Genomic DNA, 22560 nt, shown 5'->3' with positions numbered 1-22560 from the left:
GATCAGATGCCACCCACCACGGCCGCCGGCGTGCCGGTGCCCAGACGCTCTTCAACGCGGGTGGCGTCCCACGTCCATTCGACCATAGCGCCCTCCTTGTCCCAAGTGATGTCCGGTGCCTTTTGGAACGCGCAGCTGGAACAGGTCACGTTATCTCCGCGGGCGAAGTCGCGGATCGTGATCGTGTTCCTGCCCCAGACGATCGAGGAAGACCGGTCCGCGTTGTACATTGCCATCAGCAACGCATTGATCGGCGACGTCTTCAGCAGACGGACCGTGACCGTGCCGGAGTTGTCGGCATGCAGCGAATTCATTCCCGAGCCGTCGGCGCCCACCGTCAGCGTGTTCTTGGCGCCGCGCATGGCCACGGTGATGCCGCCTTCGGATACACCAGCACCGACGCCGAGCTGGACGTTGCCGTTGGGGCCCGCGATGGCCGCGACGACGTTCTGGAAAGAGTAGGATGCCATCGGTCGGGGCTCCTTAGCGGTTGACGTTGATGATGGCGTTCACGGTGTGCACCGCGCCCGCGAGCTTGACGGCCACCTGGATCGGCGGCGACTTTCGGGCGGCGCGATCGGCCGAACTCTGCGTCGAAATCGGCGGGGCGTAGATGTAGTATCCAGCGTTCAGGTAGTCGCCGGTTTGCAGCTGGCCGAAACCAGCCGCCTGCCACTGACCCGGCGCAACCAGCCCGTTTGTGATCGCCGCCTCCATCGACTGGTCGATGACATTGACGAACTGGTGGATGCCGGGATCGGTCTGCGGGACCTTGGGCTGGGCTGCCAACAGGTTGAAGAGGTTGGTCTGGATGCGGTTCTGCAGCCAGTCGAGGCCGAAGATCTCGTCGACATAGGCTTGTCCGAAGCAGCACCCGTTCACGAGCACCGAGGCGCCGTTCTGGAAATTGGCGAAGTAGTTGTAGCGCTTGGTGTCGAGCACGCTCGCGGCATTCTGCGAGAGCGGCTCGTAGGGCACGCCCGGTTCCACCTTCCACGCGACCGTGGGCATGGTGTTCGACCCGTTGAACTGGGTCGTGAGGATTGAGCCGAAGATCGAGATCACCGCGTAGGGATTGGTGGTCGAGTACTGGCCGAAGGTCCGCGTGTACCCGGCTGCGATCAGCTGCGAACCGATATCGGTGTTCGACGCGCTGTTGACCGCATTTGCGTCAGCCGTGGTCAGGCCGAAGATGTGCGTAGTCGCTTCGATGAAGGCCGCGACCGCGAGATAGTCGGAATTGCTCGGCATCGTCGATGCGGCAAAAGTGAGGCCATACCAGTACGTCGGAATTGCATCGAGCGCGGTAACCGCCGCCAGCGCGCTTTCTGCTGCGATGCCGGCGACCGCATAGGCACCAGCGCCAGCTGTGCCACCCAGCAGGCCGGAGATATCGGTGCCACTGGCCGGCGCCTGGAGCAGCGAGACCGACGAGCTGGTGCCGGTGGTGGTCGATACGATCTGGAACTGGCTACCGGTCCATACGCAGGTTGCAGCGAGCGATGCGCCGGTCAGGGCGGTGGTGATCAGCGAAGCGACCTGCGAGAGGCTTGTCGCGGTGGACAGGTTGATCCCGGTGACGCCCGTTAGAGCACCACCGTTGACCTGCACCTTGAACCCACCGGCGGTCACTGCCGTGAAGTTCGCCAGAGCCTGCTGTGCCGCCGTGAGCGGTGCGCCGTAGAGCGCGCCCGCCGTCGCGGTGCGGGCCCACCTGCCGATATACAGCTGCGTCGGTTGCGGGCTCTGGCCAAAGTACAGCAGTGCTGCGGCATATTCAGGAGCGCTCGTCCCGAAATCGGCCGCGACGCCCGCGAGAGAGTTGTAGCTGCGAATCCTCGTCAGCGTGTCGATGACTGGGGAGTCGCCAAGCAGCAGAAGGGTTTCGATGTTCGCATACTGCGCGCCCGCAGGCGTCAGGTTCACACTCGCGGTGATCAGCCGCGAGACGGGAAGTCCAGTGGTCATGTGTCAGCCTCCGGGAGGTCAGTGGGGCGGATTTTCGGTGTTCAGCGGAAGCTGAGTGCCGGTGGTGTTCTTGATGCTGCCAACCACGCTCGCGACGGGCAGGATCGCGAAGGTGTCTGCGGTCTGGCGCTTGAAAGTGAAGGTGACGTCGATGCGATTGGCCCACCGACTGTTGATCATTTCCGGAGCCCGGACAGGCCTGCCGGCGTCCTGAAGGACGATTCCGGCCGCCGTCAGCGCCTCGCGGTTCTGAGCGATCTGAAGGCCATTCCGCGCCGCGCGCGCCGCCTGCTGTGCCTTGGCGCCGTAGAAGCTTGCCATGACCTGCAGAACCTCATGCTGAACCAGCTTGTAGGTGTCGTCGGCCTGCAGGGCCTGATACGGATAATCGTCGTCATCGATCGCGAGCACGCCGACGGCGGCCCAGGTGCCATCGAACTGCGGCGGTGCACCAGGCTCCGGGTTGAACCGGCGCACGACATTGCGAGCCGTGAGGCCCGTCACTGCCGAAATGACGCCCCGAAATAGATTGTCCAGCGCCTCGTCGTTGATCGGGGCGGTGCCAGTCGGCAGCAGATAGCCGCCCGTACTGCTGTCATTGCTCATTGCGCGACCTGCCCGCGGTTCACCTTGCGCGCTAGTGCCTCGACGAAACCGGCTCCGTAGGTCGTCCAATCCTGCACGAGGAACACCTGATAGACATCGCCCTGAAACACGACCGTGTCGGATTTGAAGCGCTCAAGGTCGTCAGGAAGGATTGCGTTTCCGTAGCTGTCAGTCGCTACAGGCCCGACAGGCAAGGGCCCTGTCGCGCTGGTGAAGTCGCCTTCGCGGTAAAGCCGAAAGGCGGTGTAGATCGTGATCAGGTCCTCGACCGTCGTCAGGTTCGCCTGGCGGAGCATTTCCGGATTCGCGCCCGATTGGATCGAGCCGAGCGGGGCAGGGCTGATCAGCGTCGGGACGAGCACCTCCGATCCATTGCTGTCGTAGGTGATCTGCCGCCGCCAGACGGTCATGGGCTGGAAGAAATCGTCGTCGCCAACCAGCTCGTCCATGTCGATCATGACTGCACCTTCACGCCTTTGACCGCGCGAACGACAGAATCGATGTTCCGCCGGTATTGGCCAGTGTCGAGCAACGGCGTCGTGCCGGTGCGACCCCGGCGCTTGCGGTCCTTGACTGTGCTTTCAGCCAATTGCGGCAATATGCCATCGGTGATGAGCGACTTGACCGACGATACAACCACGAAGCCCACTTTGGTGTGGGCATCACGAACGGCTTTGACATCGCCCACCACGACTTTGCCAACAGCATCTCGGTAGATCTTCTCGACCTTGGGCAGAGCCTTCTGCGTTCCCGGCACAAGGTGAGGACGAGCGGGGATGTTTGCATCAGGCGCGCCGAATTCGTTGAGGTAACCGATCTCCGCGTTGTTCAGGTGCGGGTGGGGATTCTCGATGTCGGGATCGCGGAACGCATGCTCCGACGGAATGCCGACCAGTACGCGATCCTGCACCAACGCCTTGATTGCAGCCTTGACGGCGGCGGTGCGGTCCAAGGTGATCTTGACATTCTTCACAGCTGCAGGCCGCCGGCGCCGACGATCTGAGCCAGCTGCCAGAATTGCACACCATAGGTCGTCGCGTTCCAATCGCCCGCGCCTTCCAGCGTGACTGCCGAGGCGTCCTGGCTCTTGGACAGCTTGTCGATCGACTTGGCGGTCGTCGGCCCTTCGATCGCGCCCACCGTGTTGCCCTTGGCTGCCGCTTTGGCGTTGCGGCGCTGCACCGCCATGTTGTGGGCCACGAACAGCATCGATCCGTGATCAAACAGCTCGGCCCAGCGATCAGCGGGCAGACGCAGGACCGCGATGCCCTTCCAAAAATCGAAACTGGCCTCAGGATAGGCCGCAGTGTCCGAGAACTCCGGGAAAGCAGCGGTGAAGTCGCTGTAGGTGAAGCTCATCGGGCCAAGTCCTGAAAAACGACGGGAGCGCCGCGCTGGACGCCCCCGCCTTCTTGTCGGTGACCGGCTCTATCAGCCGATGCCGTCGCGGTAGCCGATCGTCTCCGGATAGACGGTCTCAACCCGGCCAAGGCGGCCGTAGTAGGGGACGTCGATCCAGATGCCGCGGTACTGGGGCTGCATCGACTGCAGCGGCACCATCGGATAGCGAACATACGGCTCGTAGCGAGTGTATGCGGCCATGCGGTCGTAGGTCGCAGCCGCGCCGCCCGGACCGTTGAGGTTGGCCTTGTCGAGCCACTTCACCGGGTAGATCTCGAGCTCGATGTTCTTCTGGGCGGTGAAGACGTTGTTCTGCTTCACGTAATCCAGAATGCTGACGTTGCCCGCCTCGGAGACCTTGGTGGTCGCGATGTAGCCGAACGGGTTGGGCGCGATGAGGACGTTCTTCGGCGGGGCCTTGTAGCCCGTCGCGGCCCACACCGACACGAGCAGCTCGTTGAAGTCGGCCGTGATCTCATCGGGCGTCTTCGTGATCCACGGCAGCGACGTGGCGGCGCCCGCAGCGACGTTGCCGGTGTTGATCACCAGCGCACCGTTGATGAGGCCGGTCGCGCTGATGGTCGGATCACCGACATAGACCATCTGGTCGACGTCCATCTGGTGCTTGAGGTTGAGGCCTGCAAGCATCTGGCTGTCGATCGGTCGACCGAGCTGCTGTGCGCTCAGCAGTTCGGTGATGGTGTAGCTGACCGTCTCGGTCCAGAGCGTGAGCGGGTTCACCTTCTTGTCGATGTCGACGTTGATGCGCGGCAGGGTCGTGGACTCCTTGCCAGCCCAGCTGATGCCGCTCGACGACGGTCCGCCCGTCGAGGCGAACGTCGATGTGGTGTAGGACGAACTCTCGTCGCCCATGGTCACGTCGGTGCGCAGGTCGATGTCACGATCCCAGGTCATGTCGACCAGGGGCTCATGGATCATCGGGTCAAGGCGTTCGAGTTCGCCGACGAGGAACGCACCGGCGCTGTCGATAGTGGCTTGGTCGAAGGTCTGGAACGCATCGCGCAGGTAGCGAGTGGCCTTGCGGTTATCGCCCCACGCGAGCGCGGCGGCGATCGCAGGTGCGGCGGCCGATGCGACGAGCGCAATCGACGGCACGATAATGGCGGGACCGCTCCCCCGCAGGTGGTGGGTATTCATGACTGCAGTCTCCTCAGGAGAACGGCCCGGCCATCTCGGCCGGTGCCAGATGGGTGGATCAGTAGGGGATGCCGATCGCGAGCTCGACGTTGCCAGCCGCGTCAGCAGGCCCCGTGAAGGTCAGCAAAGCGGGGTCAACCTGCCCGGAGCTGGTCGTGTTGTCCTCGATGCCGCCGATCGCGAGTCCGCCGTTGACGGTGGTGCGGACATAGGCCTGCGCGCCGCGCGCAGCCGTGCCGTTCGCGAGCGTAGCACCGAGGAATCCGACCTTCATGATGTCGATCAGACCGGAGGAGGGCGGAGTGCCGCCCCCAAGCGCCGATGTGGCACCCGAAGCATCCTGCGTGGGATACGGGCGAACCGTATACCCGTAGATGACGCCGGCTGCGTCGCCGCTTGCAAGCGTGCGGACCTTGCCGTTGACCAACTTCACGGGCTGGCCGTAGGCGGTAGGCGGGTTGGCAGTGTCGATGATCTCCTGCGAGATCACCTGGCCGGGGAAGGAGCGGCTGACGGCGCCCGGAATGGCAACGTTCATCCGCGTGGTAATTGCCGTCATGTCGGCTTCCTTTCGTTCGGAGGTGGTGGGCGGTGCGATCAGCGACCTGATGCCTTGGCGCGGCGGGCTGCGATCTTCTCCTGCATAAGGGCCGCGGTCATCGGCCCCTGCGGGATGGCGGTAACGCGTGGGCGCGTGTTGCGCTCCTTTGCGACGGCGGCGGCAGCATCGAAGAGCACGCGGACCTGCGCGGGCTTCGAGGTGGCCAGATCGACACCGGCGAGGATTGCCTCGACAGGTGCCTTGCGAGCGCTGTCCGTCAAAGCGCGGGTCAGCACATCGCGGCGCATGTCGGTAATGGCGCGCCGCTTCGGCTGCCCGTCCATCGTGCCGGTCTTGTAGCCGGGGAAGATGATTTCGGCCTTCGCGGCAGCGTCCATCACTTCCTTGCTGTCCGCAGGCTCGTCTTCCTCGGCGTCCTCGTCGGTGACTTGGACGGTCGGTTCGGTCGTGCTGGCTGTCTGCGCGGCGGCCATCTCGTCGAAATTGGCACTCATGCCGGCGATCGCATCCTCGAGAGCCTTGAAGCGGGCTTCATAGGGGTTCTCGTCGGTGTCGGCGGTGGCGGCGGGCGCAACCGGATCAGCAGGCGCGTTGTGGATGTGGACGTGAACACCGCCCTCATCGCCGTCCGGCTCTCCGGCGAGGCCTTCCGGTGCGTCGGCAAGGGCGCTCTCAAATGCGGTTTCATCATTGTCCCGAAAGGCGGCCCGAAGGCGGTCCATCAGGGACATCTTGCGAGGCTTCGCCATATCAGTCTCCTTGTCTTGGATGGCGCAGGTGGAGCCACCCCGACCGCGGTCGACGATGGCAAGGTGGTTTCCGAGGATGGAGGTTTGGCGCCCCAGGCCCGGCTTCACTTCTTCGAGTTCGGCGTCATAGCCGGGGCTGACCTCGCGCTTCTTCTTGGCAACGATCAGCGCAATTGTGGCCGCATCGGTGATGAGCAGGTCGGCCATCAGGTATTCGGAGTCGACGCCCTCGCCGCGACGCGGATTGAGCAGCACCCCGATCTGGTACTTGCGGGTGTCGGTCTCGCTCAGCAGGGCCGGCGGGTGATCATTGGTGACCGGCTTGCCGCTGAAGCTTGCGATGGTCTCCGGCGCGAACAGGACGTCGGCATCGCGAATGATGACGACCATCTGGCCGTTGGCGGCCGGGCGAACCTCGGGCACCTCTTCGGGCCGGTAGAGCATCGCGCCGGTGCGGGCGATGCGCACGTCGGAGCAAAGCAGGTAGCCCTCAGGCGTGAAGGCCTGGGTCCGCCCGATCTGCTCCGGCGCGTAAGTTGCCTGCGAGCCACGGTCCAGCACCATGGCCCGGTCATGCTGGACCGTCATGGTCAGGCGCTGGGGACGCCGAGCTGCGCCGACGTAATCGCCGTCGCGCTCTTGCAGAAGAACGTCGCGCGCTTGGCATTGGTCAGTGTGACCGCTGCGCCCGCCGAGCCGCCATCGATCTGCACGTTGGCTGCAGCCGGGAACACCTTGATCGGGTTGGCGCCGTCATTAAACACGGTGACCGACTGACCCGGAACGAGCGCGGGCAGCGATACCGCGTCGCCTGAGTTCGCCGAGGTGGCGACGAAGTTGAGCTTGGTGGTCAGGGCCGTCGCGCCGGCAAGCGTCTGCGTAGTGCTGGCCGTGATGCCGGTGGTGACGCTTTGCGCATCGCCGACCGGCGAGAACCGCGGTGTCCAGACGGGCGAGGCCTGCGTGCCGGTGTTCTGGTAGACCACGCCTGCAGTGCTATCGAGCAGCAGATGGCCGGGCAGGGCGGTACCGGCTCCGGTACCGTTCGTGCCGTTGGTCGGCGCGCCGGCTTTGGTGAGGGTGACCGTCGCGGACAGGCCGTTGAGAAGAAATGCGGTAGCGTCGAGCAGGGCGCGACGGATCGCACCCTTCCGCTTGTAGGCGGCAAGAGCCATGGGTATCGTCCTTTGCTATGAGGCATGCACCGGATGACATCGTCGATCAGCTGCGGGCCATTGCCGCGCTGGACGCTGTCGAGCTTCCCGACCTTGCGGCCGAGGATCTCGTGGAGTTCGATGCCGCCGAGTACATCGAATACCTGTGGGGCTATTTGACCCGCATCAGGGACGGGGACGGCGACCCGGTTGAACTGGCGCGCGAGGCGCTGGATTTCAGGAAATGGATTCTCGAGGCTTAGGCCTGCGCACCCTTGCCCGCGAACACGCGCGGCTTCGGTGCGGCACCCCCGTTCTTGATCAGCGCGATGTCGGCTTCGATAGCATCCGCCTCGGCATTGTCCGCATCGGCGAGCGCCTGTGCTTCCTCGGCCTGGGCGAGCAGCTTTTCCGACGTCTCGATATGACCGCGCGCGCTATCGCGCTTGGCTGCGGCGGCTTCGGTGAGGATCTTGATCGACGACATGATGCTTCCTTTCCTTGCCGCTTACACGGCGATGACATGGCCGAGCGTGGCGGCCACCCCCGGGTGCAGCGGTGATGGTGCCTGATCTGGCAGTGCCCAGATGGCGTGGGAGTGTTCGCCGTTGAGGCGGGGTTCGAATGGTTCGGCGAGGTCGGCCCGGTAGGTCGCGAAATCCGACCTCGTGTCGATCAGGCGCAGCGGCCAATCAGCAGTGACGCCCGCCTCCTCGCCGGTTTCGCGCCGGGCGGCTTCGATAGGGCTCTCGCCGTCCTCGATCTTGCCGCCAGGAAAGCACCACGTACCGCGATTGTCCCCTGCGCGCTCGCTACGCTTCAGGAACAGCATCCGGCCATCGCGGGTCACACACATGATTCCGGCCGCGCGCACCAGTTCGGCGCCGCTGTCACGGAGGTAGACATGGACGTGCATCGTCGCCTCAGAACACGGGTTCGGGGTAGCAGCGGCAATTCCAGATCGCGCCCGGCAGCGCGTGGTGACCCGGATCGCACTCGGGCGGTTCGTCCCAGCGGAACGTCTTGCCTTCGAGAGCTTTGTGGCTTTGCCGCACATCACTGTCGCGCGAGGTGCGCCAGATGAAGTGGGTCGAGCCGATATCCTCGGCCCGGGCCCGCGTGAACTCGGTCGAGGTGCGGGCTACTTCGGTCCGGGCGATCAGGTTGGCGCGGCTTTTTGCCACATCACCCGATCGCATGATCTCAGCAGCGATGTCTTTCGCGCGGGTTCCTTGGGTCAAACCTTCAAGCGTGAGCTTGTGCACCCGCTCAGCCGCTTCGCGCGGCAAGCTGGTGATCAGCGCGACCTGATCGGCGAGGCGCTGCTGTGTCAGCTGCCCGACATCGCTGGAATTAAGCTGGACCTGCATGATGCGCGACATTTCCGCTGACGCTTCTCGCCAGGCGCGCCAGTCCCGCGAATCGATCTCCTCGACCATCCGTCGCCCGACCACTCGGGCCCAAGGCTCGATGATCTGAGCATAGCGCTCCAGCGCCTGCCCGATGCGATCGGCGACGGCCGGATCGTCCGGCGTCCAGACCGTGGCGACGAGTTCGCCGATATGCGTCGCGATCTTACGCAGCTGGCTCGCGTACTGCCGCTCCACCTTCGTCGTCTGGACCAGTCGGCGCGACGCCCGAGCCCGGTCCATCACCGGCATTCGGCTGCAAGTCGGGATCAAGCTCGGTCGGGCGAGGGGGCGCAAGTTCAGCCTCCTTAATTTCTTCGTCGATGATGTTCGAGAACACACCGGTCTGTTCCGCCGACTGCTTGAGCTCGCGCATCGCCGATGGCGCGCTGATCAACCCCAGTTCTGAGGCGGTTCCAACGGCTTCAACGATGGTCTTCGCCAGCGCGCCCTTTTCGGTGTCGGACATCTGCCAGAGCGGGTTGAACTCTGCCCGGAAACCTTCTGGCGGGTTACCCCCGACGGCCGACCGGTAAAGGATCGTTGAGAGCTTGTTGACCGGCTCTCGCAGGTCCTTCTGCTGCTTGGCTTTGATGGCATCGTAGTAGTTGCGCAGGTCGCTCTCGCCGGTGCTGTTCAGCCCCGCTGGCGACTGACCGAAGAGGCGGACCAGCGGGATCTGCGTCGCGCCGGACAATTGCTGACCAAAGCCGAGCAGCAGATCGTTCAATCCCGCGAACGAGTAGGTGTGGGTCTCGAAATCATCGTCGGCATCAAGCAAGGTCAGGCCCTCGCTCGACTGGAACTTGCGGATAGCCTCGACATGTTTCTCAACCGCGGTCTGCGCCGCACCGCCTGCGGCGAGAATGCTCCGCAGCCCTTTGATCTTTAGCGTACGCAGGTAGGCCTTGTAGATCAGCTGCGCGGATCCCTGACTGGCGCTATCGTAGGCCACGAGGCGGTCATACATGCGCTCGACCACCGACATGCCCCACCCCGATTCGGCAAGGCGCTGGAAGTACGGCAGTTTGACGCCTTCGATCCGGATCACGCGCGAGTGATGGATGTCCTGCATCGAAAACGCAGAGGCCTGTGGACCAACCTTGTACAATTCAGGGCGGCCAACAATTTTGCCGTCGGTCGATACGACGTCGGTGATGATCGGCAGCAATTCCCAGCGGCCGAGCGGCACCACACCGAGAAATTGGTCGCGATCAATCGTCTCGACACGGAGCGGCGTCGCCATGTCCTGGCCATCGATCGCGATCACGCCGATCGCGCCGCCGTAAAGCCGGCCCCACTGGATGGTCTCCTGCAGCGACTGCCATATCTGCAGATCATCCTCGGCAGCGCGCATCAACTCGATAGCGTCGGGCTTGATCGTTGAGCCGAAATCGACGCCCTCGCGCGTCATGTCCTCGGCCACGGCATCGACGACGGCGCCGACCACCCACGAACCGCGGTACATCGCCTCCAGCGTGCGCGGCTGCCGGGTGAGCAGGTTCGACAGCGCGTAGGTGTTGCTGTCGCTCATGTTGCCGGTACCGACGCCGAGGCGAGCCTGCATGTTCTGAAAGTTGTCTGCGGTCGCCCGGTCCATCTGCGGCCGCGCGGCGGCGGCGCGGCCACGGGCACGGCGCTGTGATCGTCGGCTCATGCGTAGGCCTTGATGTAGGTGTTGAGGTCGAACCCGTCAGGCGCGAAGGTCAGGCCCAGCGAGTCGGCGATATCCGGCGATCGCAGACCGCGCTTCTTCATGTCAGCCTTGCCTTCGACCACGATCCGGCCGGAACTGTCGATGCGGTATCGAGGCGAAGTCAGCTCACCGGCGAGGTCCTCCGCGATTTCACGCGGCAGTGCACCAAAGCTTGGCTCCTCGGTTCGAACCCATTGGGCGACTTCAAGCCAGAGGTAGTCGCGCAGCTTGAACGCTTGGCCGTCTACGGCGTCCCATTGCGTGCGCTCTGGGGCGGACTCGGACACCATGACAGCAACAACCGGCTCGCCCATCTCGATGAGGCGGTCAGCGACCCCGGCGCCGAGGCCGTTGGCATCGACGTAGATCTTGTCAGCGTCCCACTGCTCCCGAAAGAGCTTGGCCTGCCCGGCCGTGGTCATGGTGTCCTGCTTGGACCTTATCTCGCACTTCTCGATGACGTTACCGACGCGCAGGATGAACACGGTCCGATCATCACCGAAGCGAGCGACGTCGATACCAAGCCGTCGCTCCATGCCGGGCCTGGCCGGTTCGTTCCGGGCAATTGCGGTCTCGGCATCCTCAAGCGCGATGAGGGTATCATCGTCTTGCTTCGGGAAGTCGCCATCGGCGCGAACGCGGACAACGTTCGAGCCTTCGCCGAACTTGCGGACGAGGCGCTCGCGGTAGGTCGGATCGACCAGCGGGCTGTCGGCGCAGCGGAAGTGCAGGGCGGTGAAGTCGGCCCTGTCCTGCTTGTGCGAGCGGGAAAAATACCCGGTATTGCGGGTCGGGTTTCCGACCATGAGCAGCCGCGCACCGTGCGAGGACAGCGCGCCTTCAGCCACTTCGAAAATCTTGTCGTCGACGCCGCTGGCTTCTTCGACAACGAACATGATCTGCCCGTCGTCCTCGATCTCCTCGATCGACGAGCCGTCCTGACTGATCAGGATGCCGCTGGCGTGGAACCCCTGCAGGGCGTCCGGGTTCTCTTTCCGCGCGGTCCTTGCAACCGCGAACCACTGGTCCGGTGATCCCTTGTCCGCGATCCTGTCCTGGTTGATCGTGAACAGGTTCGAAAGCCAGAGTTCGGGCGGCAGACCATTTGCGCGGCTCAGCGCATCGGACTTGCGCGCCCATTTCCCAAGCTCTGACCACAGAACGTCGCGCAGCTGGCTGGCACTCGGCGCGGTGCATGGGATCTTCGGATAGTCGAAGCATTCGAGCATCCACCAGATCGCGGCGGAGACCGAGCCGGATTTGCCGACGCCGTGGCCGGCGCGGGCGCTGACTTTGGCACCGTCAGGCTGGATCGCTTCAAGCAGCTGGGTCTGCTGCGTGGTGGGGTTCAGACCAAGGCGTTGCTTGGCGTAGAGGACGTTGTTCTTGCGCCAGATTCCCCGAAGCTGCTGATACTCATCAAGCTGGGCTTCGGTCAGCATCGCTCGCGGCCTGCCTTGCAGCAGCCAGAAGTCCGGAGACGCCGCCGGTGCTGTTGATTTCGACCGGGCCACCATCCTTGCCGGTCAGCTCAAGGCGATCCTTGAACATGCCGAGGTGGCGCGCGACGCTGTCCCAAGCCTTCTCGCGATCGTGCATCAGCACCTCGAGGCCGTCGCGGCCTTGCTTGATGCCGGCGTAGAGCGCTTTGCCCTTTGCGCTGAGGCGGCGGCTGTCGGCGAAAAATGTCCGCTCGACGCCGTCACCATCGCAGCGCGGGCAGTGCGGGGCGGGGGCCGCATGTGTGGTGTACCCGTACCCACCTTCGTCGGTGGGAAGCGCCCGCTTGTTCTGCGTCGCCTTGGCCGCTGCTTCCTCGAACTCGCCGATATCGCGCCACTGATAGGCGTGATCCTTGCCATGGCAGTGTCGACAGGCGTGGCGGCGGTACTGCACCAGCTCGTTCGGGTCTGCAGTGGCGAGGTCGTACCAGTGTTGCAGCACCATGTCCGCCGTGATCTCGGTCCGCTCGGAGCGCTGCTCCATTGCCAGCTTGATGGCGGCCTGGATCTCGGTCTTTTCGAGCAGCTCTACCGCGATCCGGCGGGCCGATTTGGCGCTGTAGCCGGCGCGGGTGGCAGCTTTTGAGCCGCATAGGTCGATCAGGTACTCGTTGACGAACGCCTGCTGTTTGGGCGTGAGGGCCATGGTTGAAGACCTTTCCGCCGGGGGCCCGAAAAATTATTTTCGACCCTGCATCGGCGATGACGGCCACAGTCAGGATCGGTGGACAGGATCACCTCCCTTCGATGGGCGGAAACGTTGGATTTCCGCGCTTTGCGTGGCCTGAAAACAACGAAGCCCGGACGCTGTTTCCAGCTCCGGGCATAGTTCGTGCGCCGACATCTATGCCCGTTCCCACTCACCTCCGCAAGAGCAAATCACAAGAGCACCCCGCAACCGATCATCGCATACCGCTGCAGCACGTCCCGCTCGTCCACATTGCGCCATGTCCGCTCCCGGATGTCGATCCAGCGATCAAGGGCTGCGATCAGCCGTTTGCGCGCGGTTGGCCAGCTGACCCGGAACACTCGGGCAGTCGCGAAGAGGTCTCGATCGGCGAGCACCATATCGATCACCATGCGCCGCGGCATCGGCAAGAACCGGCGCCAATCCGAATAAGCACGCTCGAGCCTGATGATGGCAAGGCGCTCGACCAGAACATCCCGGCCTGAACCTGAACTATCCACTCGGGCTTCAAGGCTGGCTCCGCGTACCGACACGCTGCGCTCGATCAGCTCGGCCACCAGCGCGATTTCCATGGCAGCGGCATGCTGGTCGGCGGTGATCTGTCCGTTCTCGTGCATCCTCGCCATCGATGACGCCGATCGCCGACGCTTCGTCTTGGTGAGATGGCCGCCTTCATCGGGCACGAAAACGTCTTCGAATTCGCCGTGCGCCTCAGCCTCCGGCGTGATGATCGGCTCGCCGGTTTCCCGCTCGAAATCGCTCATCGCGTCCATACGGGCCTGCCACTGGGCATGTGTTTCGTCCCGGCGCTTGACCCGAGGATCTCGTTTGCGGCTGAACGTCCGAGGCTGCATTTTTCCCCCTTGGTGGTGACCCGAGCGCCGTAGAGACCCAGGCGGCTTGGTTGTTGAGTTTCGTTGACAGGTCAGCGGATCATCGTCGGCGGCCGTAGAGCCGCTTGCCGATGGCTTCGATCCACATCGCATCGACCTTGGCGACGTCGTTCGGAAAGATGACCACGATCCCGTGCTCGTCGTAGAGCTCCTGCGCCACGCGGCGGGCACCGGCAGGGTCCGGATCGCGCATTGACCTCGCGAACGGGGTAAGGCTGGTGCGGGTCAGGGTCATGCCTGCGCCCCGATCTGGCGAGCCTGCCAGCGTTGGAAATCCTCCGGTGGCATCAGGGCGCGAGCTTCGAACTCGGACATCTGGCGCGGCGGGTACCGGGCGTCGAACAGGGCGTCTGCCTGCCGCTGCTCCTCGGCGCGCTGGCTCGCCTCCTGCGCCAATCGGGTGAGGATGGACTGGATGTACCCCGCTGGCCGCTCCGGCTTGGCGACGAGGGCGCGGTCAAACGCTTCCGCCACGATCTCGGATCCGTGGGTCTTGATCCACCTCGCGATCTGGGGGCGCGCCGTCTCGCCGAGTAGCGCGACGCCGTTCAGCCACAGGGCGCGGTTGGGGTCGGGGGGATGGTTTGGCTCGCTCCGGGGAGGCTCCGGGGGATGCGTGTCCTGCGAACGATTTTCGCCAGCGTCGCCGGTACCGGTAGGTACCGTATATTCTCCCTCTCCCTCTCCCTCTCCCTTGGAGCCAATGTCACAGACTTTTTCTTGTGACGTCCCATGAGACAGGCCATCACTGTCCCTTGGGACAACTTCGCTCTGTCCCAAAGACAGGAACGGGACAGACAGGGGGAAGTCACTGGCGACAAAATCGGAAAAAGCGGGCTGAATCAATTCAGTGCTGTGGCGCTGATTGTGCTTTCTCACCCGCGCGCATTCGGTCTTCCAGCGCTGATCAAGCTTGCGCATCCATGAAGTCATGGCACGCTCGGCTACAACTGCGTGATAGAGCCTTCCGTCGGAACATTTCACAAAACCTCGCAGCGAACCCGCTCGATGCTTCCGAAACGTCTTCAGATCGCGGCCCAGGCCGATCAACTTGCAGAGCACCGCATCGTTGTCCGGCAGGCTGGCCGCGGGCACCTGATGCCAGGATGCAGCCCACAGCAACACGGCATACCAGCATGCCTCAGGGTCTTCCTCGGCAGCGAGATCGCTATCGCGCAGACGGGCAACATGCAGCGGCATGAACTCGAAATCACGCAGATCGCAGTCGGCCGGGGTGAGGGGTTCGGGTAGATCTGTCATGGTCATCTCACGGCCTGGTAGGGTGCAAAGAACCGCCCGCGCGCGATCCCGGTTGTCCCGTTGCGACGCTTGGCGAGGATAAATTCGAGAACGCCGCGGATGCGCTCCATGCGGTCTTCCCAGCGCTCGTGCGCCTCGGGGTCGTTCTGCGGCTCGGTCTGGGCGAGGTAGTATTCCTCCCGGAGCAGGAAGAGCACGACATCGGCATCCTGCTCGATCTGGCCGCTGTCGCGCAGGTCGGAAAGCTGTGGGCGCTTGTCCTGCCTCTGTTCGACGCTGCGGCTCAGCTGGGCCAGCGCCATGATGGCGACGTCCTCGTCCTTGGCGATGGCCTTCAGCCGCTTCGAGACCTCGGAGGTCGCCTGATAGGCGTCCTTCATCTTGGTGTCGGGATGGAGCAGCTGCAGGTAGTCGACGATGACAAGGTCCAGCGGGTGACCGCGCGCGGCCATGCGCCTCTTGTGACGGCGCACCAGCGTTTGGAGGCGGCCGATCGCAAGCGTGCCGGCATCGACTACGGTGAGCGGGATGCGGGACAGCAGAGAACCCGCCTCGGCAACGCGTTCCCGCTCCCAGCTGTTGAGCCGCCGGCGCTGCAGCACCGAGTAGGGGATACGGCAGCTCTCGTGGTCGAACAGGCTGTCCGATATCATACGTCCGATCAGATCCTCCTTCGACATCTCGAGGCTGACGAACAGGGTGCCATGACCACGGGAGGCGGCGCCGCGGGCGTATGAGCAGGCGAAGGCGGTCTTACCCATGCCCGGTCGCCCGGCGACGATATTGAGGCTCTTGGGTCTGAGCTGGCCGAGCAACTCGTCGACGTTCGGGATGATGTGGCAGCTGACGCCGGTGACATCGGCATCAAGCTCGGCGAGCCAGGCATCGACGCACTCGGCCGCGTCCGCCTCGACGACACTGCTCTCAGCGCGCGCGGCGACTGCGGCGTCGGCAAGCGTACTGATCTCCGGCAAGCTGGTGCCAAGGTCCGCGCACGCCTCGACGGCCTCGATGAGACCGGAGCGCATGCGGCGCCGATCGGCAAGGTCCGTGATCTGGCGGGCGAGATCCCGCACGTCGCTGACCATCGCCACAGGATTGCCGGTGAGGCGAGCAAGGTAGGCGGGGCCCCCAAGCTGCTCGAGCTGCGGGTCACCGTCGAAGTACCCCTTGATCGCGACGGGTGATGTGCCCCGACCGAGAGCGGCCTCGCGCACAATGACCTCAAACAGACGGTTGTGCAGCGCGATGGAGAAGTCATCCGGTTTGACCCGATCAGCGATGCGATCAATGAGGAGCGGATCCATCATCATTGCGCCTAGCAGCGTCGCCTCGGCCTCGACGTTGACGATCGCGGCCGGCGGAAGCTCGATAGGCGTCTGCATCCTCGAAATGGTGGCGATCCCCGAATTCATGCGATCTTGTCCATGGCGACGTAGAATTCCTCGAAGCTGTCCTGACGCAGGATCAGCCAGAGGGGATTTTCCTTGAGCTTCGGGTTCGTGGCTTCGGTGCGCAGCAACGCGGCGTGGACCTCGAATGCGAGGGCCGCCCGTTGTTCGTCACTGAGCCGCGCGGGCGCCGTCACCCTGCAACTCTCTTCAGATCGAGTGGCGATTCCGTGGCGCGTGTCAGGCGACCGTTGCGCAACCAGTGGACCAGCCGCCGCCGATCGCCGTCGACCACGAACCCGCGCAGCAAGCCCTTGTGCCGGTGCACGTCGAATGCGCGCTTTCCTTCGCGCGTGGCGACGGCATCGATGCGCTCCTCGTCAGGACAGCAGCGGGCGGGGCCCTCATCCTCGTCGAACATTAGCGTGCACCTCCAGCCATCATCGGCTGCAGGACCTCGTCAGTGCGCCATGGCGGTGTGACGCCGCGCATCGACACGCAGTAGTCGAGGATGCCCAGCGCATCAGCCTCATCGGTCGTGCGCGGGTTGAACCCGAGCTGGCGGCAGCGCTCGATCGTCAGTGACTTGAGGCTGTCCGTGGCGCTCTTGCCCGCTGCCTTTGCCTTGGCCTTCGCTGCGCTCGAATTGATCCGGCCGATGAAGGCTGACCGCCAGGAATCGATGTTGATGCCCTGCACGATGCGCAGGCCCATGGCGTGCCCGAAGCTCTCGGCGTGCGCCGCGAGGCCGGAGAGCACCCGCAGCGTGTCGATGTTGGTATGGCCCTTGAGCTTGTTCGGGTTGATCGGCTCTTCGAAATACAGCGCCTCGAAACGCGACAGCGCGCGCAGGTCGAGCAGGTTCGCGTGCAGCTTAGCGTAGGTCTGGCCGCGCGTGGTGTACTCGGAGCCAAGCTCCCACGAGCCGTAACTGACCGGGCTGTCGTCGCCCATCCAGACCGCCCAGCCGGTGGAGCGCTTGGACAGATCGAGGGCGATGATCGGAAGGTTGCTCACGCAGGCACTCTCCACACGGCGGGAGCAGCACGTCGAGCGCCGCCCCCTTCCGGGTTCAGTTCAGTTGCAGGGTCGTCGGCTCGGCGCCGCCGGCGCGCGCGAGATCATCGTCGCCAGCGGTGTGGGGCTGCAGCGTCGCCATGCGCGGCTTCTCGGCCTTCGCGCCGCCGGGGACGACATCGCCGCCCGCGTTGCCCTCGGCGAGGGTCAGCAGGTCAGTCGGCCGCTTGAAGTTCATCTCGGTCAGACCGGCATGGAGTGCGGTCAGGAAGTGATCGCGCTTGGCGTCCTCGCAGCCTTCGAGGAAGAACAGGAAGTCGATGACCTTGCGCGGGAAGTTGCAGTCGTCCTTGATCCGCCTGTACGGATCTGAGAGATCGCCGCTCTTCTCGTTGATGAACGCTTTGCGGGGCGCGACCTCGTTGCGGTAGATCTTGATGGCCTCGCGGGCGTTGGGCGCGTTGTAGACGCCGCCTTCGGGGTCGGCGCCGTCACTCTTGTCCTTCTTCTCTTTGGCCACAGCGGCCTCCTTTGCTTCGGTGGTGGAACGGGTTGGCAGGAGTTCGAACGCCTCTGCCGGGGGCGGATTGCGCTGCTCGTCGGCAAGCTGCAGCTTGGCCTCAGCGAGACTCAGCCCTGCGTGGGCAACGGCCCTGTCGAGATCGAAGCCATCGCGGATGGCGCAGCGGAACATGCGCGCCTGTTGGCTGCCGCCGATCATGCGCGCGGCTCCAGCGCAGGCGACGGAGGAAGCCCCATATCCTCGCGCATCATCCGGGCCCGGGCGCGGAAACGCTCGCGAGTGGATAGGCAGGCAAGCTCCTGCAGGCGGCGGGCGGCGGTGTCGGTACCGATCGGTTGGTGCTGGCGGCGGAACAGGCGCATGTTCATGCTAGGGCCTCCGAAAACAGGTTGCTCTTGAGCCGATTGACTTGGGCGGGAATGATCCTGAGGTTGCCCGGCACGTGAAGGCCGCAGACGTTGCGTCCACGCAGCGGGACAATGTGGTCCACCTCCATGACCCCCGGGCCATATGAAGCTGCCTTGCGGTAGATCACGGCAATCGCGCGCCGGTCTTCCTGCGTCAGCCAACGGGGTGTAGCGCGCTTGATCCATGATCGCCGCGCCGCGACAATAGCGTTGCGTTTTCCGGGATTTTCGCGCGCCCAGCGCAGTGCCTGTTGCTTCTGAGCTGCCTTGCGGTCTGGGTCCGCGTAACGCTCACGATCATATGCGCGACGCTTTTCTGCGTGGCGCTCGCGAGCAAGACGAACCTTCTCGCGGCTAGCTGTCACGTCCTTGTGATAGCGCCGAACGTTGCGCTCGCGCGCTCTCGCTGGATTGGCTTGGTCTTTCGCGGCGCGGCGCATTTCGACACAGGCGCGGCAACCGCGGTTCGACAAAGACCGCTTTGCGATATGCCCATTCACGCAAGGAATGCCGGTGAAATACCATCTCAGCCCGCGTGCCTTTGCCTCAGCAATACTCACGATTTCGTGCGGCTCACTGCGCTGCTGCATGACCGCGCTGCTGCGGTTCTGGCCGGTCATAGCGAGCCTGCCCGCACTTGCCCGGCAAGCTGCTCATATGCGGTGACGGACAGGCTGTAGCGGTCCATGACTTCCGACTTTGGCCAGCCGGCGGCGATTGCTTTGCGCGCGGCATTGTTGCGCTCGCGCACGCGGGTTTCACGCTCGGCCCGGTGGGAGAGGAAGTCGAGGATGCGATCGCGCAGCGCGTCGCTGCCTTGCTGCATCGCTCGATAGTGCTCGTCGTAAATCGGCGCCGTGGGAATGTCTTTGTTGAACGCAGCCATCACGCCAGCGCCTCCAGCGCGTCGGCGACACGAGGATTGCGCTCGATGTAGATGGGCAGGTTGGCGATCAGGCTCTTGATCGAGCTGTGTTCGCGGCCCAGCCGCAGCCCGATCTGGTTCAGGCTATGCCCGTTCCTCCGCAGCGCCACTGCAATGACGCAGCGCGCATCAACGACATCGCTTTCCCGCGATCCGCCAAGCACGTCAGCGGGCTGCACCCGCAGCATAGGCCCGATCTTCGCCAGCATGGCGCGAACAGCATCGCTCGGCGTCGCGGACCGCGGTCCGACCCGGTGTGCCCGGCAGCGCCCGGTCGTATTCTTGCCGGTCAGCGGCACGCTGCAGACCGAGCACCGTTTCCGCTTGGCTCGCTGCGCCGCGCCGTAGCAGGCGAGGCAGAGACCGGACTTGTTCTTGCGCCCGTTCAGCCCGGCGCCGCACCCCGTGCAGTTGCCCTTGTGCGGGGAGGGCTGGAGGCATCCGCGCCGGACGTTGTCGTTGATGTGCGGGATACCGATCGGCGGCAGCCCGCGTGCAATCAGGATACTGTCGCGCAGTTTCGCGGATGCGAGCACCGCCTTGGTATAGTCCCGAAAGTCGGCGTGGCGCAGCGCGGCATTGTCGGCGGCGGCATAAGCAGGGCGGGGGATCATGCTGCCACCTGCCAGATGTAGCCGACGCCCTGCTGGGTGAAGATCGGGCAAGGCGCGCCGACATCCTCACAAGCCTTGCGTGCCCGATGCACTTGCACGGCCAAGGTGTTCATGTCCTCGGAGCCGCTGACGCGCGCCAGCAGAGCCTCCCGCAGCACAGCCCGATCCGATGCAGCCAGCGCGTGCATGATGCGGGCTGGGCTAGCCGCCATTTGCAGTTTCCTGCCGTGGTAGATGACCGACGCAGCGCGCGGATCGATCGTGAAGCCGTCGCGCTCGACGATTTCATCTTCGCGGAAGTTGTACCCGCAGCACGGGCAGAAGCCAGGCGCGCTCATGCTGCGATCTTCCAACGCTCAAGAGTGACGACATATGCGCCCATGGCATCGAGCGCGGCGCGCAAGGTGGGGAGCGCATCAAGCCTTGCCTTCGGACCACCGGCACGCATCAGCGCGGCCAGCGCGTCCGCCATTTCGGTCAGGGGAGCAGCATCGGACGATGCCACGCCATGTGCGGTGGCGCCGTAGAGCGCATTGTAGGGGGCAACCGCATCCGCGCCGTAAATGGCGCCGATCTTCGCGATCGACAGCGCGTTGAGATCGGTCTTTTCATCGCGAGCATTGCGGATCGTGCCGACGGAAATGCCCACCCGATCGGCGGTGCACTGGTCACTTTCAGCATGCCGGTGCTGAATATCGCGGATGATCGCAGCTACCGCCGCGCGCAATTGTTTTTGCGTCGGAAGCATCAGAGGCAACAGGACATTGCGTGCGCTGTCAGCCATTTATGGCTCCATGGAAGATCGAAAGAAACCGGGACAGCACAGGGAAGCGGGCTTTCGCCGGCAGTGGGACTGTGCTGTCCCGGCAAGGTGCCGCGCATTCTTCCAGGGTGTCGGGCGCGCGGAATTCGGACACAGTGATGCTGTGGGGGTAGGTCAGCGCTTCGGCCCACGATCCGGCGAGGCTGGTGTCGTCGATCATGCGGAAAACCCTCCGCCGGCGGGGTTGTCCGCCCCACCGGCATCGGTCACCATGCGGTTGTCGAGACTAGCATGGGAAAAGGTATGGAATGGATCGTTGCGGCGGTGGTCGCGATCGGCGGTGTCATCCTCTCGCTCGCAAAGCAAAACAGTGATCCTTGGGATCGGTTCTGGCGCGCGGTCGCTCCGTGGTGCGTCGTCGCTTCGTCCACAGGAATCAGCTTTGCCGCCGGGCTTTATCTGGCGAAGCAAGATCCCGCCGCTGCTGAAACACTCCAGCCGCTCGCACTTTACTTCGGCATCGGCGGAACGCTGCTGCTGCTCTACATGGTGTTTCTCGACCACCTGTTTGGCCGCAAATAGCGCGTCGTGTACTGTGTGGCCCAAGGCAGACAGGAAAAATGCCGCGCCCATGCCAAACATGAACGTCGGCGCGCGATCAGCAAAACTGAGCAGATCGGAAGTTTTTGGCGCCATCAGTCAGGCTGCCTCTTGCGGCGAAGAGGGTGTCTCTGCGCCACTATCCTTTGGAAGACGCAACTCGGGCGGCAGCAGATCGCTCGCCGTCAGAACCATCCCCTCGGCCTCAGCCGCAGCGATCACTTCGGCCCAGCGATTGAGCGGGATCGAATTGCGATCGAACCACGCCTGCACAGTGGTGTGGTTGGTATGACCCAGTTTGCGGGCCAGTGCTCGAATGCCTCCAAGGGCTTGGATCGCGGCTTGGTGTTCCATGACGCTTACGTACATACCGTGTGTACGAGCGTCAATGTGGATTGTGTAAGCCCTGTCGCAGATACTGTTCGCATGAGCGACGGCCAGGCTACCGGACAGATTCTACGTCACCTGATGGAGCGCGCAGGCTACTCCGTTCGGGATTTCGCGAAGGCGGCCGGTTACTCTCACGGTTCCGGCGTTCAACGCTATATCGAGCCGCACTTCGAGGGCCTCATCAAGCCAGATGTCGCCAAGCGAATGGCGGATGCACTGACGGGGAGGGGCACGCCGCCAATCGAAGCGCAAGAGATTTACGCGCTTGTCGGGTTACCTTTGCCGAACGGCGTACCCGTGCAATTTGAGGGTGCATCGCTGGAGCGGATGCGACAGGACCTGCCAATCTTGGGCACAGCGCTCGGTGCCGATCGGGTTGCTGACGGTCTAGCTATCGAGCAAACCTACTTGTTTGAGGACGAAGTTATCGGGCACGCTAAGCGCCCTGTTATTCTGGACGGCCGCGCCGATGCCTATGGGCTCTATGTGCAGGGCGCCTCGATGGATCCAGTCTACGAGGATGCGTCGCTGATCCTGGTCGAAACAAAGAGGCCACCGCGTATTGGCGACAACGTCGTGGTTTACCTGCGTAAAAACGGCCACGAACACGACGACGATGACGGCGAGAGCGCGCGCACCGTCCTAGTGAAGCGGTTGGTCAAGCGAACGGCGTCACTGATCGAGCTGGCGCAGTACAACCCGCCCATCACGTTTGCAGTCGCAGCCAAGGACGTGCTCAAGATGCATCGGGTCATACCATGGCAGGAGTTGATTTCGTAGAAGAGGTCTAACGCCTAAGTCATTGACCCGCCTTAATCCGAGCCCGCTTTCACCGGCGGGCTTTTTTGCGTCTCCCAGTGTACGCAAAATATGTTTGTTTCAGC

At 63.9% G+C, this 22560-nt stretch carries 35 protein-coding genes; 2 read left to right on the top strand and 33 right to left on the bottom strand.

The window, feature by feature from the left end; translation table 11 throughout:
* Nucleotides 1-2 precede the first annotated feature (2 nt).
* From Q0071_RS02915 to Q0071_RS02870, 10 genes are all read right to left on the bottom strand, one after another.
* Nucleotides 3-470 (bottom strand): phage protein, encoded by a 468-nt coding sequence (locus Q0071_RS02915; RefSeq protein ID WP_298165112.1) that lies wholly within the window; start codon nt 468-470, stop codon nt 3-5.
* Between the two features lie 13 nt (nt 471-483).
* Nucleotides 484-1968: a DUF3383 domain-containing protein gene (locus Q0071_RS02910; protein WP_298165111.1), complete on the bottom strand. Its 1485-nt coding sequence runs from the start codon at nt 1966-1968 to the stop codon at nt 484-486.
* A gap of 18 nt (nt 1969-1986) precedes the next feature.
* Complete coding sequence (locus Q0071_RS02905; RefSeq protein WP_298165109.1) at nt 1987-2574, bottom strand: hypothetical protein; 588 nt, start codon at nt 2572-2574, stop codon at nt 1987-1989.
* Complete coding sequence (locus tag Q0071_RS02900; RefSeq protein WP_298165107.1) at nt 2571-3032, bottom strand: hypothetical protein; 462 nt, start codon at nt 3030-3032, stop codon at nt 2571-2573. Before Q0071_RS02900 ends, Q0071_RS02905 begins: the two co-directional genes overlap by 4 nt.
* Nucleotides 3029-3547, bottom strand: a complete 519-nt coding sequence (locus Q0071_RS02895; protein WP_298165105.1) for a hypothetical protein — start codon at nt 3545-3547, stop codon at nt 3029-3031. Before Q0071_RS02895 ends, Q0071_RS02900 begins: the two co-directional genes overlap by 4 nt.
* Nucleotides 3544-3933, bottom strand: a complete 390-nt coding sequence (locus tag Q0071_RS02890; protein WP_298165103.1) for a DUF4054 domain-containing protein — start codon at nt 3931-3933, stop codon at nt 3544-3546. Before Q0071_RS02890 ends, Q0071_RS02895 begins: the two co-directional genes overlap by 4 nt.
* 72 nt (nt 3934-4005) lie before the next feature.
* Nucleotides 4006-5133 (bottom strand): DUF2184 domain-containing protein, encoded by a 1128-nt coding sequence (locus Q0071_RS02885; protein ID WP_298165102.1) that lies wholly within the window; start codon nt 5131-5133, stop codon nt 4006-4008.
* A gap of 58 nt (nt 5134-5191) precedes the next feature.
* Nucleotides 5192-5692: a hypothetical protein gene (locus Q0071_RS02880; RefSeq protein WP_298165101.1), complete on the bottom strand. Its 501-nt coding sequence runs from the start codon at nt 5690-5692 to the stop codon at nt 5192-5194.
* A 38-nt stretch (nt 5693-5730) separates the two neighbouring features.
* Nucleotides 5731-7032, bottom strand: a complete 1302-nt coding sequence (locus tag Q0071_RS02875; protein WP_298165099.1) for a DUF2213 domain-containing protein — start codon at nt 7030-7032, stop codon at nt 5731-5733.
* A gap of 2 nt (nt 7033-7034) precedes the next feature.
* Nucleotides 7035-7619, bottom strand: a complete 585-nt coding sequence (locus Q0071_RS02870) for a hypothetical protein (RefSeq protein WP_298165097.1) — start codon at nt 7617-7619, stop codon at nt 7035-7037.
* Between the two features lie 17 nt (nt 7620-7636).
* Between Q0071_RS02870 and Q0071_RS02865 the strand changes: the two genes are divergently transcribed.
* Complete coding sequence (locus Q0071_RS02865; protein WP_298165095.1) at nt 7637-7861, top strand: hypothetical protein; 225 nt, start codon at nt 7637-7639, stop codon at nt 7859-7861.
* On the opposite strand, the gene Q0071_RS02860 is transcribed toward Q0071_RS02865, so the two are convergent.
* From Q0071_RS02860 to Q0071_RS02750, 23 genes are all read right to left on the bottom strand, one after another.
* Nucleotides 7858-8085: a hypothetical protein gene (locus tag Q0071_RS02860; RefSeq protein WP_298165093.1), complete on the bottom strand. Its 228-nt coding sequence runs from the start codon at nt 8083-8085 to the stop codon at nt 7858-7860. The genes Q0071_RS02865 and Q0071_RS02860 overlap by 4 nt on opposite strands.
* A gap of 21 nt (nt 8086-8106) precedes the next feature.
* Nucleotides 8107-8514, bottom strand: coding sequence for an NUDIX hydrolase (locus Q0071_RS02855; RefSeq protein ID WP_298165091.1), 408 nt, complete (start codon nt 8512-8514; stop codon nt 8107-8109).
* 7 nt (nt 8515-8521) lie between these two features.
* On the bottom strand, nt 8522-9259 hold the full coding sequence (locus tag Q0071_RS02850; RefSeq protein ID WP_298165089.1) for a phage minor head protein: 738 nt from the start codon (nt 9257-9259) through the stop codon (nt 8522-8524).
* Nucleotides 9174-10607 (bottom strand): DUF1073 domain-containing protein, encoded by a 1434-nt coding sequence (locus tag Q0071_RS02845; protein ID WP_298165088.1) that lies wholly within the window; start codon nt 10605-10607, stop codon nt 9174-9176. Before Q0071_RS02845 ends, Q0071_RS02850 begins: the two co-directional genes overlap by 86 nt.
* Before the next feature lie 53 nt (nt 10608-10660).
* Entirely contained in the window at nt 10661-12145 is a 1485-nt protein-coding gene (locus Q0071_RS02840) for a hypothetical protein (protein WP_298165087.1), read from the bottom strand.
* Nucleotides 12123-12851, bottom strand: coding sequence for a terminase small subunit (locus Q0071_RS02835; protein ID WP_298165085.1), 729 nt, complete (start codon nt 12849-12851; stop codon nt 12123-12125). Before Q0071_RS02835 ends, Q0071_RS02840 begins: the two co-directional genes overlap by 23 nt.
* 233 nt (nt 12852-13084) lie before the next feature.
* Nucleotides 13085-13657 carry a hypothetical protein gene (locus Q0071_RS02830; protein ID WP_298165083.1) on the bottom strand — a complete coding sequence of 191 codons (573 nt, stop codon included), beginning with the start codon at nt 13655-13657 and terminating at the stop codon, nt 13085-13087.
* Nucleotides 13658-13826: 169 nt separating this feature from the next.
* The gene (locus Q0071_RS02825) at nt 13827-14021 is read right to left on the bottom strand and encodes a hypothetical protein (RefSeq protein ID WP_298165081.1); all 195 of its coding nucleotides are present in this window, start codon (nt 14019-14021) and stop codon (nt 13827-13829) included.
* Nucleotides 14018-15052: a DUF1376 domain-containing protein gene (locus Q0071_RS02820; RefSeq protein ID WP_298165079.1), complete on the bottom strand. Its 1035-nt coding sequence runs from the start codon at nt 15050-15052 to the stop codon at nt 14018-14020. The genes Q0071_RS02825 and Q0071_RS02820 overlap by 4 nt, the downstream gene beginning before the upstream one ends.
* A complete protein-coding gene (locus tag Q0071_RS02815) occupies nt 15049-16461 on the bottom strand; it encodes a DnaB-like helicase C-terminal domain-containing protein (protein ID WP_298165077.1) in 1413 nt (470 codons plus the stop codon). Before Q0071_RS02815 ends, Q0071_RS02820 begins: the two co-directional genes overlap by 4 nt.
* Nucleotides 16458-16634: a hypothetical protein gene (locus tag Q0071_RS02810; RefSeq protein WP_298165075.1), complete on the bottom strand. Its 177-nt coding sequence runs from the start codon at nt 16632-16634 to the stop codon at nt 16458-16460. The genes Q0071_RS02815 and Q0071_RS02810 overlap by 4 nt, the downstream gene beginning before the upstream one ends.
* Nucleotides 16631-16858: a hypothetical protein gene (locus tag Q0071_RS02805; RefSeq protein ID WP_298165073.1), complete on the bottom strand. Its 228-nt coding sequence runs from the start codon at nt 16856-16858 to the stop codon at nt 16631-16633. The genes Q0071_RS02810 and Q0071_RS02805 overlap by 4 nt, the downstream gene beginning before the upstream one ends.
* Nucleotides 16858-17454 carry a hypothetical protein gene (locus tag Q0071_RS02800; RefSeq protein WP_298165071.1) on the bottom strand — a complete coding sequence of 199 codons (597 nt, stop codon included), beginning with the start codon at nt 17452-17454 and terminating at the stop codon, nt 16858-16860. Before Q0071_RS02800 ends, Q0071_RS02805 begins: the two co-directional genes overlap by 1 nt.
* 55 nt (nt 17455-17509) lie before the next feature.
* Nucleotides 17510-18175, bottom strand: a complete 666-nt coding sequence (locus Q0071_RS02795; protein ID WP_298165070.1) for a hypothetical protein — start codon at nt 18173-18175, stop codon at nt 17510-17512.
* Nucleotides 18172-18345: a hypothetical protein gene (locus tag Q0071_RS02790; RefSeq protein WP_298165068.1), complete on the bottom strand. Its 174-nt coding sequence runs from the start codon at nt 18343-18345 to the stop codon at nt 18172-18174. The genes Q0071_RS02795 and Q0071_RS02790 overlap by 4 nt, the downstream gene beginning before the upstream one ends.
* Nucleotides 18342-19004, bottom strand: a complete 663-nt coding sequence (locus Q0071_RS02785) for a hypothetical protein (protein WP_298165067.1) — start codon at nt 19002-19004, stop codon at nt 18342-18344. The genes Q0071_RS02790 and Q0071_RS02785 overlap by 4 nt, the downstream gene beginning before the upstream one ends.
* A complete protein-coding gene (locus Q0071_RS02780) occupies nt 19001-19270 on the bottom strand; it encodes a hypothetical protein (protein ID WP_298165065.1) in 270 nt (89 codons plus the stop codon). Before Q0071_RS02780 ends, Q0071_RS02785 begins: the two co-directional genes overlap by 4 nt.
* Nucleotides 19270-19923 carry a hypothetical protein gene (locus Q0071_RS02775; protein WP_298165064.1) on the bottom strand — a complete coding sequence of 218 codons (654 nt, stop codon included), beginning with the start codon at nt 19921-19923 and terminating at the stop codon, nt 19270-19272. The genes Q0071_RS02780 and Q0071_RS02775 overlap by 1 nt, the downstream gene beginning before the upstream one ends.
* Nucleotides 19920-20261 carry a winged helix-turn-helix domain-containing protein gene (locus Q0071_RS02770; protein WP_298165063.1) on the bottom strand — a complete coding sequence of 114 codons (342 nt, stop codon included), beginning with the start codon at nt 20259-20261 and terminating at the stop codon, nt 19920-19922. Before Q0071_RS02770 ends, Q0071_RS02775 begins: the two co-directional genes overlap by 4 nt.
* A complete protein-coding gene (locus Q0071_RS02765) occupies nt 20258-20707 on the bottom strand; it encodes a hypothetical protein (protein WP_298165062.1) in 450 nt (149 codons plus the stop codon). Before Q0071_RS02765 ends, Q0071_RS02770 begins: the two co-directional genes overlap by 4 nt.
* Nucleotides 20700-20906, bottom strand: a complete 207-nt coding sequence (locus Q0071_RS02760; protein WP_298165060.1) for a hypothetical protein — start codon at nt 20904-20906, stop codon at nt 20700-20702. The genes Q0071_RS02765 and Q0071_RS02760 overlap by 8 nt, the downstream gene beginning before the upstream one ends.
* Entirely contained in the window at nt 20903-21382 is a 480-nt protein-coding gene (locus Q0071_RS02755) for a hypothetical protein (RefSeq protein ID WP_298165059.1), read from the bottom strand. The genes Q0071_RS02760 and Q0071_RS02755 overlap by 4 nt, the downstream gene beginning before the upstream one ends.
* Nucleotides 21383-21385: 3 nt before the next feature.
* Entirely contained in the window at nt 21386-21640 is a 255-nt protein-coding gene (locus tag Q0071_RS02750) for a carph-isopro domain-containing protein (RefSeq protein ID WP_298165056.1), read from the bottom strand.
* A 72-nt stretch (nt 21641-21712) separates the two neighbouring features.
* On the opposite strand from Q0071_RS02750, the gene Q0071_RS02745 reads away from it, so the two are divergent.
* On the top strand, nt 21713-22456 hold the full coding sequence (locus Q0071_RS02745) for a S24 family peptidase (RefSeq protein ID WP_298165054.1): 744 nt from the start codon (nt 21713-21715) through the stop codon (nt 22454-22456).
* Nucleotides 22457-22560: the final 104 nt, after the last annotated feature.

Origin of the sequence: Novosphingobium sp. (assembly GCF_027486195.1) — a bacterium.
Taxonomy (GTDB): domain Bacteria; phylum Pseudomonadota; class Alphaproteobacteria; order Sphingomonadales; family Sphingomonadaceae; genus Novosphingobium.
Note: the sequence above shows the minus strand (reverse complement) of the source record. Positions and strands in the feature narration are given on the sequence as shown.